Source organism: Rhodanobacter sp. B04 (genome assembly GCF_002001125.1).
GTDB lineage: Bacteria > Pseudomonadota > Gammaproteobacteria > Xanthomonadales > Rhodanobacteraceae > Rhodanobacter.
The window spans coordinates 55,724-69,358 of sequence record NZ_MUNV01000026.1; the positions used below are offsets into that span (position 1 = coordinate 55,724).

14 protein-coding genes and 1 pseudogene are annotated in these 13,635 nt (G+C 65.7%); 6 read left to right on the forward strand and 9 right to left on the reverse strand.

Annotation, left to right across the window (positions count from 1 at the left end; genetic code table 11):
- Nucleotides 1–34: 34 nt before the first annotated feature.
- The 3 genes from B0E46_RS14860 (at nt 35) to egtD (ending at nt 2,881) form a co-directional block, all read left to right on the forward strand.
- Nucleotides 35–424 (forward strand): hypothetical protein, encoded by a 390-nt coding sequence (locus B0E46_RS14860; protein ID WP_077556549.1) that lies wholly within the window; start codon nt 35–37, stop codon nt 422–424.
- A gap of 253 nt (nt 425–677) precedes the next feature.
- On the forward strand, nt 678–1,895 hold the full coding sequence (egtB, locus tag B0E46_RS14865; RefSeq protein WP_077556918.1) for an ergothioneine biosynthesis protein EgtB: 1,218 nt from the start codon (nt 678–680) through the stop codon (nt 1,893–1,895).
- The gene (gene egtD, locus B0E46_RS14870; RefSeq protein WP_077556550.1) at nt 1,892–2,881 is read left to right on the forward strand and encodes an L-histidine N(alpha)-methyltransferase; all 990 of its coding nucleotides are present in this window, start codon (nt 1,892–1,894) and stop codon (nt 2,879–2,881) included. The genes egtB and egtD overlap by 4 nt, the downstream gene beginning before the upstream one ends.
- A 64-nt stretch (nt 2,882–2,945) precedes the next feature.
- Here egtD and B0E46_RS14875 read toward each other — a convergent pair whose 3' ends face one another.
- Together B0E46_RS14875 and trxC are read right to left on the reverse strand one after the other, a co-directional pair.
- Nucleotides 2,946–4,451 carry a peptidase S10 gene (locus tag B0E46_RS14875; RefSeq protein WP_077556551.1) on the reverse strand — a complete coding sequence of 502 codons (1,506 nt, stop codon included), beginning with the start codon at nt 4,449–4,451 and terminating at the stop codon, nt 2,946–2,948.
- Between the two features lie 84 nt (nt 4,452–4,535).
- Nucleotides 4,536–4,979, reverse strand: coding sequence for a thioredoxin TrxC (gene trxC / locus B0E46_RS14880; RefSeq protein WP_077556552.1), 444 nt, complete (start codon nt 4,977–4,979; stop codon nt 4,536–4,538).
- 170 nt (nt 4,980–5,149) lie between these two features.
- On the opposite strand from trxC, the pseudogene B0E46_RS14885 reads away from it, so the two are divergent.
- Nucleotides 5,150–5,564: pseudogene (locus B0E46_RS14885) on the forward strand (hypothetical protein).
- An 89-nt stretch (nt 5,565–5,653) separates the two neighbouring features.
- Here the strand turns inward: B0E46_RS14885 and B0E46_RS14890 are convergent.
- From B0E46_RS14890 to B0E46_RS14915, 6 genes are all read right to left on the reverse strand, one after another.
- Nucleotides 5,654–6,430 (reverse strand): SH3 domain-containing protein, encoded by a 777-nt coding sequence (locus tag B0E46_RS14890; RefSeq protein ID WP_168171225.1) that lies wholly within the window; start codon nt 6,428–6,430, stop codon nt 5,654–5,656.
- Between the two features lie 269 nt (nt 6,431–6,699).
- Entirely contained in the window at nt 6,700–7,779 is a 1,080-nt protein-coding gene (locus tag B0E46_RS14895; RefSeq protein ID WP_077556554.1) for an SRPBCC family protein, read from the reverse strand.
- 77 nt (nt 7,780–7,856) lie between these two features.
- Nucleotides 7,857–8,285 carry an FKBP-type peptidyl-prolyl cis-trans isomerase gene (locus B0E46_RS14900; RefSeq protein WP_077556555.1) on the reverse strand — a complete coding sequence of 143 codons (429 nt, stop codon included), beginning with the start codon at nt 8,283–8,285 and terminating at the stop codon, nt 7,857–7,859.
- 95 nt (nt 8,286–8,380) lie between these two features.
- A complete protein-coding gene (locus B0E46_RS14905; RefSeq protein ID WP_168171226.1) occupies nt 8,381–9,073 on the reverse strand; it encodes an SH3 domain-containing protein in 693 nt (230 codons plus the stop codon).
- A 121-nt stretch (nt 9,074–9,194) separates the two neighbouring features.
- Nucleotides 9,195–9,794 (reverse strand): peptide-methionine (R)-S-oxide reductase MsrB, encoded by a 600-nt coding sequence (gene msrB, locus B0E46_RS14910; protein ID WP_077556557.1) that lies wholly within the window; start codon nt 9,792–9,794, stop codon nt 9,195–9,197.
- 35 nt (nt 9,795–9,829) lie between these two features.
- Nucleotides 9,830–11,551 carry a cytochrome c biogenesis protein DipZ gene (locus B0E46_RS14915; RefSeq protein WP_077556558.1) on the reverse strand — a complete coding sequence of 574 codons (1,722 nt, stop codon included), beginning with the start codon at nt 11,549–11,551 and terminating at the stop codon, nt 9,830–9,832.
- A 206-nt stretch (nt 11,552–11,757) separates the two neighbouring features.
- Here B0E46_RS14915 and B0E46_RS14920 point away from each other — a divergent pair, with 206 nt between their 5' ends.
- Together B0E46_RS14920 and B0E46_RS14925 are read left to right on the forward strand one after the other, a co-directional pair.
- Nucleotides 11,758–12,345 carry a sigma-70 family RNA polymerase sigma factor gene (locus B0E46_RS14920; protein ID WP_254425178.1) on the forward strand — a complete coding sequence of 196 codons (588 nt, stop codon included), beginning with the start codon at nt 11,758–11,760 and terminating at the stop codon, nt 12,343–12,345.
- Nucleotides 12,346–12,349: 4 nt separating this feature from the next.
- On the forward strand, nt 12,350–13,003 hold the full coding sequence (locus B0E46_RS14925) for an NrsF family protein (RefSeq protein WP_077556560.1): 654 nt from the start codon (nt 12,350–12,352) through the stop codon (nt 13,001–13,003).
- 18 nt (nt 13,004–13,021) lie between these two features.
- On the opposite strand, the gene B0E46_RS14930 is transcribed toward B0E46_RS14925, so the two are convergent.
- The gene (locus B0E46_RS14930) at nt 13,022–13,504 is read right to left on the reverse strand and encodes a YajQ family cyclic di-GMP-binding protein (RefSeq protein WP_077556561.1); all 483 of its coding nucleotides are present in this window, start codon (nt 13,502–13,504) and stop codon (nt 13,022–13,024) included.
- Between the last annotated feature and the right edge of the window lie 131 nt (nt 13,505–13,635).

A 13,635-nucleotide genomic window follows, 5' to 3' on the forward strand; every position in this document is an offset into this window, starting at 1 on the left:
CCGAGCATAGGCACCGTATCAACGGAGAAGTGTCATGACCAAACGTTTCAGTGGTGCAGGCAAGATGTTGGCCTTGGGCCTTGCTGTTGCGGCGACCGTGGCGATGCCACTGAGTGCGTCCGCGCGTGGTTGGGGCGGTCATGGCTACGGCTACCGTGGGGGTTATCACGGCTACTACCATGGCGGCGGTTACTGGAGTGGCGGTCGCTGGATTGCCGGTGCGCTTGTTACCGGCGCCGTAGTCGGGCTGGTGGCCAATGCCTTGGCTCCGCCCCCGGTGTATTACAGCCAGCCGACGGTGGTCTACGCGCAGCCGAACGTGGTTTACGCGCAGCCGCAGGTGGTCTACACCCAGCCGGGTGTGGTCTACAGCAATACCCCGCCGCCGACGCGCTACATCCGCGACGACGGTTACAGCAACTGATCGGACTGATCAGGCCATTGGCATCAAGAAGCCCGGCATCCAGCCGGGCTTCTTGTTTTCGGCGTGATGATTTCCCTTCCGCCCGCCATGGAATTGCCATCGGGGTATCACGGGAATTGAACGGTAGGCAGGGCATGCTGTCGCGCATGTTTCGGCTCGACCCATCCATCATCATCCTTGCAGCGGCATCCTCATGGATGGCTGGGCCGGGGTGTCCGTAGTGGCAAGTCGGCCCCTGATCGTCCTGGAGTCGATGGCCGCCCGATTCCGGCAGGTGCGCCAGCAGACGCTGGCGTTGTGCGCCGGGCTCAGTGCCGAAGACCTGCTAGTGCAGTCGATGCCGGACGCCAGTCCTGGCAAGTGGCATCTGGCGCATACCAGCTGGTTCTTCGAGCAGTTCGTGCTCGGGCGTGATGCCGCTTATCGGCCGCGCGATACGGCGTGGCATTACCTGTTCAATTCCTACTATCAGTCGATCGGGCCCATGCATGCACGGCCGCAGCGCGGCCTGCTGTCACGCCCCACGCTGGATGAAGTGCACGACTACCGGCGCCATATCGACGATGCGGTAGGCGAACTGCTTGAGCGTAACGGGGACGCCGAGTTGGCGACGCTGGTCGAGCTTGGCCTGCAACATGAACAGCAGCATCAGGAATTGCTGCTCACCGACATCAAGCATGCGTTCTGGAGCAATCCGCTGCGGCCGTCATACCGATCGGTAGCGCTCACACCTCGGTCGGCTGCGACAGTGTCGCTGCGCTTTCTCGATGGCCGCGAGGGCATTGTCGACATCGGTCATCGCGGCGAAGGGTTTGCGTTCGACAACGAGACCCCGCGCCATCACACGCTGCTGCAGCCGCATGCGCTGGCCAACCGGCTGGTGACCAATGCCGAATACCTGGCGTTCGTGCGTGAGGGCGGTTATCGCGAACCAGGCCTGTGGCTGGCCGACGGCTGGTCCATGGTGCAGCGCGAGGGCTGGGAGCGTCCGCTCTACTGGCAGCCCGATCTGGACAGCGAGTTCACCCTTGCCGGCGTGCGTGCGCTGGATCCCCACGAGCCGGTATGCCACCTGAGCTATTTCGAGGCCGAGGCGTTTGCACGCTGGGCGGGTGCCCGATTGCCGACCGAGGCCGAATGGGAGTCGGCCGCGCAGGGCATCGCCATCAACGGCAACCTGCAGGACGAACAGCGCTTCCATCCATGTGCGGCAACGGCTGGCGAAGGCCTGTTGCAGCTGTACGGCGATGTGTGGGAATGGACCGCCTCGCCATACGTCAGCTATCCGGGCTTTCGCCCGCTGCCCGGTTCGCTGGGCGAATACAACGGCAAGTTCATGTGCGGCCAGTGGGTGTTGCGTGGCGGTTCCTGCGTCACCCCGCGCGATCACCTTCGCGCCAGTTACCGCAATTTCTTTCCACCCCAAGCCCGCTGGCAGTTTGCCGGGCTGCGACTGGGACAGGACCGATGAGCAGTGTGCAACCCTGTGGCGTCAGCGACGACGAACGTCGCCCGCCGACAAACGATTTGCTGGAAATCGCGCAGCGCGGACTCGCGCTCAAACCCAAGCGGTTGCCATCGTGGCTGTTTTACGACGAGCGCGGCTCGGCCCTGTTCGAGCGGATCTGCGAGCAGCCGGAGTACTATCTCTGCCGCTGCGAAATTGCCTTGATGGCGGAGCATGCACAGAGCGTTGCCGATACTCTCGGCAGCGAAGTGCGGCTGGTCGAATACGGCAGCGGCAACGCACACAAGACCAGCATGTTGCTGCAGCATCTGCAGTCGCCCGTGGCTTATGTGCCGGTGGAGATTTCGCCGGAGCCGTTGCGGCAAAGTGTGGAGCGGCTGGCGGTGGAATTTGCGTCGCTGCCGCTGCAGCCGCTGTGCGCCGATTTCAGCAAGCCGCTGCGCCTGCCGATCCCGCCGCGTGCGCCACGTCGCACGGTACTGTATTTCCCTGGCTCGACCATCGGCAATTTCGAGAACCGCGAGGCGGCGACGCTGCTGCGCAAGATGCGCAACGAGATGGGCGATGCCGGCGGCATCCTGATCGGCGTGGACCTGAAGAAAGACCCTGCGGTGATCGAGGCAGCCTACAACGATCGCGCCCGTGTCACCGCAGCATTCACCCTCAACATGCTGACGCGGTTGAACCGCGAGATCGGCAGCAATTTCGAGCTGTCGGGATTTGCCCACCGTGCGCACTACAACCCGATGGCCGGGCGCATCGAGACGTATATCGTCAGTCGCCGCGAGCAACAGGTAAAAGTCGGGCGGGTGAACGTGCCGTTCCACGAAGACGAGGCCATGCAGGTCGAATACAGCTGCAAGTATTCGCTGGCCGATTTTGCCGCGCTGGCTGCCCGTGCCGGACTGGCCGTGCAGCAGGTGTGGACCGATCCGGAGAAGATGTTCAGCCTGCAATATCTGGTGCGCGCCGGCACCCGCATCCATTGAATCCCTGCGCCGGCTGATCGGAGGCGCAAGCCGGGGCGTAGATGGCACGCCCCGGCAGGATGAACTACTTCACGCCGTACAGCGCCCGCACATCGCTGGTCAGTGCGGCCTGGCTGTCCTGGCGGCTATAGAACATGTGGCCGCCGGCGTACTCCTTGACCTGCACGCGGGTCGGGTCGCCCATCGCCGGCATTTGGTCGACGATCAGCACCGAGGCCATGAACGGACAGGACAGATCGTCCCAGCCGTGCGCGATCAGCACGCGCAGTCCCGGATCGTTGGCGACCGCTTCGCGCAACTGCGACACCGATCCCTGGTTGGCGTCGTCGTCCTCATGCCACAGCTTGTTAACCTCGTAGCTCAGCGCGTTGTAGCGGCCATCGTATTTCCAGCCCACCATCTGCGTGACGAAGTTGACCATCGCGCTGGTGGTCGGCGCGATGATGCCGTTGAGGATCGGATCGCCGGTGCGCTGGTGCGGCGCGTACGGGAACGGGTCCCAGGCGGTGACGTTGGAATCGTAGCGGCTGCCCAGCTTGCCTTCGGCGCGGTACACCTCGCGCAGATAGGCCTGGGTTTCCAGTCGCCCGCCGGAACGTTTCACGAACAGCGGATCGAGTCCGGTCATTGCCGTCACCTTGCTTACCACGCGGTCGGTGGCCTGCGGATCGGCGCGGCCACGCATCAGGTCGCTGGCATATTCGCCGCGGGTGTATTCGATGATCGGTGCCATCGCCTCGGCGGTGAGTTTGTGTTCGCGTTCGAGATGGGCGGCGGCGATCGACGGCAGGGTGAGCATCCACGGCAGCGGCGAGACGTTTTCGTCGTTCGATGCAGCCGGGTCGAGATACGGCGACAGCAGTACCACGCCGTTCATCGCCACGCCGAGCTGGGTCTGCAGGTAGTCGGTGATGCGCGGGCCGCGGAAGCCGCCGTAGCTCTCGCCGACCAGGTACTTGCGAGAGGTCATGCGGGCGTTCTTCACCAGCCAGTCGTAGACGATGCGCGAGAGGTACTTGATGTCGCTGTCGGTGCTGTAGAACTGCTTGGTGGCTTCCTTGTCGTCCACCAGCGCGCGGCTGAAGCCGGTGCCGACCGGATCGATGAACACCAGGTCGGTGAAGCCGAGCCAGGTGCCGGGATTGTCGTGCAGCGTCGCCGGGTCGGACGGGTTGTCGCCCTCGACGCCGAAGTTCACTTTCTTCGGGCCGATCGCGCCGAGGTTCAGATACACCGATGAGGCGCCCGGGCCACCATTGAGCGCGAACGTCACCGGCCGGTCCTTGCCGGCCATGGTGTAGGCGGTGAACACCACCTCGCCGGTGATGTCGCCTTTTTCGTCGCGTACCGGCAGCGAACCCACCGTGACGGTGTACTTCAGCGTCTTGCCGTCCACGCTAGTGGACTGGGTCACGTGTGCATCGGCCGGAAACGGTGGCAGATGGAAACCGTTGCTGCTGGCGGCATCTTGCGTCGCTGCTGGCTTGTGGGTATCTGCAGCCGGCACCGATGTCGTGAATCCAGCGGTGATCAGGGCCACCAGCAGGGCGGTTTGCAAGGACTTGCGCACGGATCGTTCCTCATCGGGGAAAGATCCAAGCCTAACCGCCTGCGGCGCGGTCGGACTGTGCACAAAGGCATGGGTCGTGACAGTTCAGGCCTGTGCAAGCGCCGCCTGGACGAACTGCTGCAACTGCGCTGCGCTGAGCGCGCCGGATTGCCGCGCGACTTCACGGCGTTGCCGGAACAGGATCAGCGTGGGGATGCTGCGGATATGGAAGCGCTGCGCCAGCTGCGGCTGCGCCTCGGTATCGAGCTTGGCCAACCGCAGACGCGGCTCCAGCTGGCCCGCGGCCTGCACGAACACCGGCGCAAAGCCGACACACGGCCCGCACCAGGGCGCCCAGAAATCCACCAGCACCGGCAGGTCGCCACGGCCGGCGACCGCGTCGAAATTCGCGGCGGTCAGCTCCACGGGATGCCCGTCGAACAGCGCCTTCTTGCAGCGGCCACAAGCCGGCTGCTCGCCCAGGCGTTCGGCTGGCACACGGTTGAGTGCGCCGCAGTGCGGGCAGGGAATGCTCAAGGACGTACTCATGGCAGACTCCGGCAAGGGCGGCGCACCGCGCCATGCGTGGCTAGATGGCGGCGCCGGGCCGCAAACCCAAGCTGGCCGCAGAGGGGACGCCGTTGAACATGCAAAAACATTGCCCTGGTGCCAGGTCATCCTTGCCGCGTCCCTTGCTGCATGGCGCGATTGCACTCGGCATGTGCTGGACCTTGCCGAACACCATGCTCGGTATGCTCGCAGCTTGCGTCGGCTTCAGGTTCGGCGCACGCGCATGCGCTGGCGGCGGCGCCGCGAACTGGCTCTGGTGATACGCGGCTGGCCGTGGGGAGGAGGCGCGCTCACGCTTGGCAACGTGATCGCGCACACCGGTGAGCGGCTGGATGCGACATGCCTCACGTACGCGCAGCGTGTCGGTCGCGGTGCCGAACTGCCCGTGTCACCGGCTGACCATGAGCGCGCGCACGTGTATCAATACCTGCTGCTGGGCCCGTTGTTACTGTCCTTGTACTAATGCTGCGTGGCGGCATCCGGGCGCGCAATCCTTTCGAGCATGCGGCGGATCGCTACGCGCAAACCGGCTGCGGCTGGTGGCCGTGGGCAGGCCGCGATTGATCCGGTGGTGTGGATCCTGCCAGGCCATGCTGGGGTTCCAGTTGCAAGGACGCCGCGGCCTGGCCGCGGCGTCTTGCGAGGACAACGCCTCAGTGGCCGTTGTTGTTCTTGTCGTCAGATGCTGGTCGGGCCTGCGGCTTGGGTCGATTGCCCTGGCCTTGCGCTGGACGATTGCCGGGGCTGTTGCCCTGGCTGGGCGGTGGTCGGTTAGCTTGCTGGCCATCCGGCGGCGGACGATTCCCTTGTGCGGGAGGCGGACGATTCCCTTGCCCTGGCGTGGGACGGCTGCCTTGACCCGGTGAGGGACGATTGCCCTGGCTCGGTGGCGGCCGATTGCCCTGGCCCGGCGATGGGCGGTTGCCATGGCCTGGATTGCCGATGCCGGGGCGCGGCGGCGGCCTGTTTCCGTTGCCCGGCTGCGGGCGCGGTGGCGGGCGATGGATGGGCCGTGGCGGTGGCCGGCTGATGATCGGCCGGCGGTACCAGTCATTGCGCTGGCGATAGAACGGGCGGTTGCTGTAGTAGTTGCCCCAGTAGCTGGCGATCACGAAGCTGATGATCGGAATGCCGATGTTCGCGCCGTACTCCTGCACCACCACCGGCTGGTTTTGATACTGGTACTGGATGAACGTGCCGGCGACCCAGCCGCGTGCGCCCATGGTGATCACGTCGCACCATTCCCAGCCGGTAGTGCAGCCCTGGATATCGACCGGGGTGCCGGCAGGAATCGTGAGGATGAGCGGATATGCCGAGTCGGGTCCGGCGCGCAGGTTGACGTTGCCAGTGACGAAGCCATCGGCGGCACGGCCCAGGGTGGGTACAGCCAGTGCAAGTGAAGAAACAACCAACCATGCAAGACGTTTCATCGTTGACATCTCCTGAGTTGCTGTCCGCTAAAGAGCATCCCCAACATGCGTGGTGTCGCGATGTATGCCTGTCCACTCTGGTCCTGTTGGGGTTGCCGCGCAAGCCCGGCTGGCAACAGCGCGCCGCCACGGATCACCGCCCAGCCTGTGCAGGCTTGCCGGCCTGTACGGTGCCAGCACCCCGACGGCAGGAGCACGCCGGAACCGATCATGCTGCCGACCGTCGCCGCAATCAGCCGCCGCAGCCCAAGCCGGGCGTGTGTCGGGACTCATGCGTGTTCGCGATAGGCGCGGCGCAGCAGTTCGTGGAAGTGGTGCACCGCGTTCTCGCGCAGCGGATTGAGCCGGCCGGCCTCATAGGAGCCGGAGGCGAGGCCGCGCTGCACGTCCTCGCAGATCGTCACGTCCTCGTCCTGCACCTCGTCGCTGAAGGCGATGTCCCTGGCGCGGCGCGCCAGCGCTTCGGGCGTGATCGCCGGCGCGTAGTAGAAGTCGAACTCGACGCGGCAGCGGTCCACGCCCAGCGGCAGCACGCGGTTGGTCTGCAAGCGGCCGGGCAGGATGTTGAGCATCGCGTTCGGATACAGGAAGTAGTACAACGCCTCGCCGCTGCCGTAGAGGTCGTCGCCGCTCTCCAGCGGGCTGAACTGGAACGAATACCACGCGGCCGTCTCGGTGATGTAGCTGCGGTAGTCGAGCACGCTGTTGAGGCCTGGGTGGATGTGCGGCACGTGGTAACCCTCCAGGTAGTTGTCCACGTAGACCTTCCAGTTGCACGCCACCTCCCAGCTGGCGCGATGATGGAATTCGAAGCCGGCCAGCGAGCGCTCCGGCCCCAGTCGTGCATCGATGCCGGCGACAAAATCCCCGAAAGGCGGCGCCTCGCCCGTGGCGACGAACACCAGCCCTTGCCACACCTGCACGCGCACCTCGGGCAGGCGGATCTCGGCCGGGTTGAAGTCGGGCGTGCGGCCCATCTCCGGGGCTCCGCGCAGCACGCCGTCGAGTCCGTAGGTCCAGCCGTGGTAACGACAGCGCAGTGCAGTCGCGCCACGGCCGTCGCAGCTGGCAATCGGTCCGGCACGATGCCGGCACACGTTGTGGAACGCACGGATCGTGGATTCGTCGCTGCGCACGATCAGCAGGGGCAGGCCGGCGATCGCGGTCACCACATGGTCGCCGACGCCGCTCAGCTGCGACTGGTGGCACACCAGCTGCCAGCTCTGCGCAAACACTGCGGCGCCATCCAGCAGCGGCATGCGTGGGTCGATGTAATAGCGCGCCGGCAGCGCCAGCGCGTGATCGAGCGGCTGCGGGGCGAGCACGTCGGGCGAAAACAGCTCGGTCATGGCAATACCTGACAGTGGCGATGCCGGAGTATTGACCGCGGAACGATCCGCGGGAAGAGGCCGCGGCAAGAGGGAGGCTAGTGCACGCCGACCAGTTCGATATCGAATACCAGCGACGCGTTGGGTGGCACCGCATTGCCGACGCGGCGGCCACCGTAGCCGAATTTCGGCGGGATCAGCAGGGTGCGCTTGCCGCCCACGCGCATGCCCTTGATGCCCTTGTCCCAGCCGGGAATGACCTTGCCTTCCCCGAGGGTGAAGCTGATGGTCTGGGCGCGGTCGTACGAGCTGTCGACTTTCGCGCCGTGGTGGTCTTTCGCGTTCTCGTCATACAGCCAGCCGATGTAGTTGAGTTCGACTACGGCACCGTTGCGCGCGACCGCGCCCGTGCCGACCTGGCGATCGATGACGTCGAGCCGGGAGAGATCCGTGGCGGCACAGACGGATGGAGCGATCGCAGCGACTGCAAGCAGCAGTGCGGCAGTCAGCAGCGACGGTCGGTACATTTGGAAATACCGGGTGCAGGGCGGGCGACCAGTGTAACCGGCCAACGGGGCGATCCTTGGTTCGCCCCGCTGGCCGTCATGGCGTGATCTGAAGATCAGTGGTTGTCGTGATCGTCTTTGTGCTCTGGCGGCTTGGGCCTTTCATTGCTGGGCCGTGCCGGCTGGCCATGATTGGGGGCTGGTTGATGGTTGCCGTACTGCGGCGGGCGCCCTTCCTGCAACGGTTGTACGGCATGCGCGGGGCCGACCGGCCCCAGATGGCCAGGTTGCGACGGCCGATATGTCGGATCGGGGTGGTAACCGGGGCCAGGTTCGCCGCGCACCGGCCCATGGTAACGGTACGGGTCACGGACCGGCGGAGGTGGCGGGCGGATGTCGATGCGGCGGCGATACCAGTCATCGCGATCACGATAGAACGGCCGGCCGCGATAATAATTGTCCCAATACGCACCGATCACGAAGCTGACGATAGGTATGCCGATCTGCGCACCGTATTCGGGCAGCAGCACGGGCTGGTCCTGGTATTGGTAACCGATGAAATTGCCGGCTACCCAGCCACGGTTGTTGTCCTCGGCGATCACATCGCACCATTCCCAGCCATTGGTGCAGCCTTGCACGCTGACGCCGGTGCCGGCCGGGAGCTGGTCGATCAGCGGGTAGCTCGGGTCGGGGCCGGCACGCATGTTGACGTTGCCGGTGACATAGGCGTCCTGTGCGAGCGCAGGGAGAGCCAGTACGAGCGACGCCAGGGACAGTGATGCAAGGGCAAAACGGGTCAGGCGTTTCATGCGGACGATCTCCAGCGGGTGGAAGACGCCTGCAGTATATGCGCGTGCCGGCTTGGCGATATCAACAGCGATGTTCAGGCAGGTCATCTGCCATACATCGCCGGTATATCGCCGGTACAGCTCAGCTGGTCGTCCGCGCCACGAAGCGCAGTGCCACCGAATTCATGCAGTAACGCAGGCCGGTCGGCTGCGGGCCGTCGTCGAACACGTGGCCGAGGTGGCTGTCGCAGCCGGCACAGCTGATCGCCGTGCGATCCATGCCGAAGCTGTTGTCGCTGTGCTGCAGCACATTGCGAGCCGCGATCGGCTGCCAGAAGCTCGGCCAGCCGGTACCGGAGTCGAATTCGGTCGCCGCGTCGTAGAGCGCGGTGGCGCAGGCCGCGCAGCGGAACAGGCCGATACCGGGTTTTTCGTGCGGACCGCTGAAGGCCATTTCGGTGCCGTCGCGGCGCATCACGTCGAACGCCGGCGGCGACAGCCGCTGCCGCCATTGCGCATCGCTCAGCACCAGCTTGGGCACCTGGCGCGGGCCAAGGTCGCGGCCGTTGTCGGCAAAGATCTCCAGCAGCACGTTGCCGGGCTTGCCGACCGGCGCGCTGTCGGCCGCGAACAGGCGCGGGATGACCAGGCCACCGCCGGCCACCAGCAGCGCACCGCCGGTGAGCGCCGCGCGCAGGAAGCGGCGGCGATCCATGGCGAGGGTTTCATCTAGACGTGACATGGCAACCTCCGTGGAGATAGCTGTGGATGAAAGGATCAGCCGAAGGTGAAGGCGTATGCCTGCACACCGGGATCGAGGAAGGTGATCTGGAACAGCCGCTCGCCGCTGCCGTTGGCCTGTCGCACCAGCTGGTACAGGCGCTGCGCGCTGACCGTGCCGTTGCCGTCGGCATCGGTATCCATGCCGTGGTCGGTGCCAGGTGCCTTGCCGTCGATGGTGACGCGGAAGCGGACCGGCTTGCCGTCGCTGGCGGGGCCGAGCACCAGGTGCAGGTCGCGGCCGCGGAAACGGTAGACGATGGCGCCACCGGCCTGATCCAGCTGGGCGCTTTCGCCGTGTACGTTCCAGTGGCCATCCAGCGCCCATTGATCCGCGGCGAGCGAGCCGGGCGCGCGGTAGTTCGCGCTGTCGTCATGTGTCACCTTGCCGCCGACGAAGTTCTGCGCACGGGCATAGCCGACATAGGTTTCCGGCGAGCGGGCAGGGTCGTTCGATGCGGCCGCTTCGACGCCGTGATGGTCGTCGCTGACATAGCCGCCGGGCAGATCCTTCTGGCCGGCCGCGGTCAGCAGCTGGCGGATCACGTCCTCGCTTTCCCGGTAGCCACCCTCGCCGAAGTGGTGATGGCGGATCTGACCCTGTGCATCGATGAAGTAATGCGCCGGCCAGTATTCGTTGTGGAAGCCCTGCCAGATCGCGTAGTCGTTATCCAGCGCGACCGGGTAATCGACACCCAAATCCCTGACCGCCTTGGTCACGTTGGCCGGATCCTTCTCGAACGCGAACTCCGGCGCATGCACGCCGATCACCACCAGGCCGTGATCCTTGTACTTGTCGGCCCAGCCGCGCACATACGGCAGCGAGCGGATGCAGTTGATGCAGGAGTAGGTCCAGAAGTCGACCAGCACCACCTTGCCGCGCAGCGATTCGGTGGTCAGCGGCGGGCTGTTGAGCCATTGCGTGGCGCCGGCCAGCGACGGCATGTCGCCTTCCACCGGCAGCGGCGCGCCGGCTTTCAGCACGGGTTCGGGCGCCGGTGCCGGGCGCACCGCGTTGATCAGCTTCTGCTCGATGCCGCCGGTGCTGGCCAGCGAGACGCGGGTGAGCAGGCCGGTATCGAGTCCCAGCGCGATGCAGGCCACGCCGGCGAGCACCAGTACACCGAGCACGCGGCGCACCCATTCGCCCGCGCCGAGCGAGCGCTTCATCAGCGCGAATACCTTGCCGCCGATCAGCAGTGCCAGGCCCAGCGAGGTCGCCGCGCCACCCGCATAAGTCAGCAGCAGCAAGGTGGTCTGCACGCTGGCACCGTTCAGCGCGGCACCAGTCAGCAGCAGGCCGAGGATCGGTCCGGCACACGGTGCCCACAGCAAGCCGGTGGCCACGCCCAGGCCGGCGGCACCCCAGATCGAGTCGCCATCGCTGGCGGAGCGCTGCGATAACCGGTTGCCGAGCGCCACGAACGGGCGGCTGATCCATTCCGCCAGATGGGTCGACAGCAAGGTCAGGCCGAGGAAGGCCAGAACGACCATTGCCACGTAGCGGCCGTACTGGTTCGCATGCACCGCCCAGCCGCCGCCGAGGGCAGCCAGCGTGGCTACCGCCGAGAACGTGATCGCCATGCCCAGCAACATCGGCAACCCGTTGCGCATGAACGGGCGGTCGGAGCGGGCGAACACGAACGGCAGCACCGGCAGGATGCACGGGCTGAGGATGGTCAGTACGCCGCCGAGGTAGGCGAGGATCAACACGAGCATGGAAGCGTCATCCGTGGGAGGTTGTCTGGTTATTCGCCGGCAGTCTCGCAGCGGTTACCTGCAGGTACGAGGTAACGCCGGCCATAGATGCAGCGAAGACCTGATAGACGTTCCATCGTAGGCTGAGCATGTCGCAAACCTTGACCGCCACCGGCTTCATGGGTCTAGATAGTGGACTTTTCCGTGGGATGAGTCTCGTCCGGCCCGTGCCAGTCGAATCCGCCGCCGCCAGCACCAGCGAAACGCCCGACCAGCGTCGGGCGGCGTGGATGGCTGCCGCGCAGTCGGGCGATCGGCGTGCCTACGAGAAGCTCTTGGCCGATTCGGTGGCGTTGATCCGTGCGGCGGCACGGCGCCAGGGCGTGGCGCCGGATCATCTGGATGACGTGGTGCAGGAAACCCTGATCACCGTGCACCGTGCGCGTCATACTTACGATCCGACCCGTTCGTACGATGCATGGCTCACCGCGATCGCCAACCGTCGTGCGATCGATGCGCTGCGCAGCCGCGGTCGCCGCGACAGTCGCGAGTTGCACGACGAATTCGCGCTCGACAGCCACCCCGACATCGACGATGCCAGTGCGGCCACCGAAAGCCAGCAGCGTGCGCAGCGCCTGCGCGCGGCAATCGCCGAACTGCCGCCGGGCCAGCGCGAGGCGGTGGAGCAACTGGGCCTGCACGAACGCTCGTTGAGCGAGGCGGCCGAACTCACCGGGCGCAACACCGGTGCGTTGAAAGTGAACCTGCATCGCGCACTGAAGGCGCTGCGCGAACGTTTCCATGGAGAGTCCTGAAACCATGTCCGACCCGCGACCCTATGAGGCACTGATCGACCGCCTTGGTACCGAACTGGTGCCGGTGCGTCGTTTGTTGCCGCCATGGCTGCGCACCGCAGGTTGGATGCTGGTGGTGGCGGCGATCGCGGTCGTGCTGCTGATGCATTACGGCGCGGAGCCGATGTTGCGGCGCTGGGCCGGCACGCCGGATCTCCGCTGGGCCGGCGTGGGTGCGGTGATCACCGCGATCACCGCGGCGTGGGCCGCGTTTGCGCTGGGCGTGCCGGGACGGCGCGCGTCCTGGGCATGGCTGCCGTTGCCGGGCGCCTTGCTGTGGATCGGCGCCAGCGGCCTGGGTTGCCTGCGCACGTGGATCGCTCCGGGCACCCAGGTCGCCAGCATGCATCAGTCGGCCGATTGCCTGGTCTTCATCATCGGCTTCTCGATCCCGCTGTCCGCGCTGCTGATCGTGCTGCTGCGTCGTGCCTGCCCGTTGCGGCCGATACTTGCCGCGGTGCTGATCGGGCTGGCCAGCGCGGCGGCTTCGGCGAGCCTGCTGGAAATCTGCCATGCCTACGATGCTGCCGCCACCGACCTGCTGACGCATGCGCTGGCGGTAGCCGTGGTGGTGGCTGTCAATGCCGCGATGGGCGGGCGGCTGCTGTCGAGAGCTTGATGTTCGAGGGCTGACGGCTTAATCGCGGAAGTTGTCGAACTGCAGCGGCAGCTCGACCTCTGCCTTGCGCAATACCGCCATCGCATCCTGCAGGTCATCGCGCTTCTTGCCGCTGACGCGCAGCTTGTCGCCGTTGATCTGCGCCTCGACCTTGAGCTTGGCGGCCTTCAACGAGGCCACCAGCTTCTTCGCGACCGGCTGCTTGATGCCCTGCTTCACGGTGATCTTCTGCCGCGAGCCGCCCAGGTTGGTTTCCGGGTCGCCGACGTCGAGCGCGCGGATGTCGATCTTTCGCGCCACCAGCCGGGCGCGCAGGATGTCCAGCATCTGCTGCAGTTGGAATTCGCTGGGCGCGCTCTGGGTGATCACGAATTCATCCAGCACGTACTTCGCATCCACGCCCTTGAAGTCGAAGCGCGTGGTCAGCTCGCGGTTGGCCTGGTCGAGCGCGTTGGTCAGCTCGTGCTTGTCGACTTCGGAGATCACGTCAAAGGAGGGCATGGCGGCGGCTCGCTGGAAACAGGCGCAAAGTGTAAGCGATGCGACTGGGCGATAATGCGCGAATTCCCTCTTCGTCATCCCGGCGCAGGCCGGAATCCGGTGCAACATTGGCGGCAAGGGCCGCGGATCCC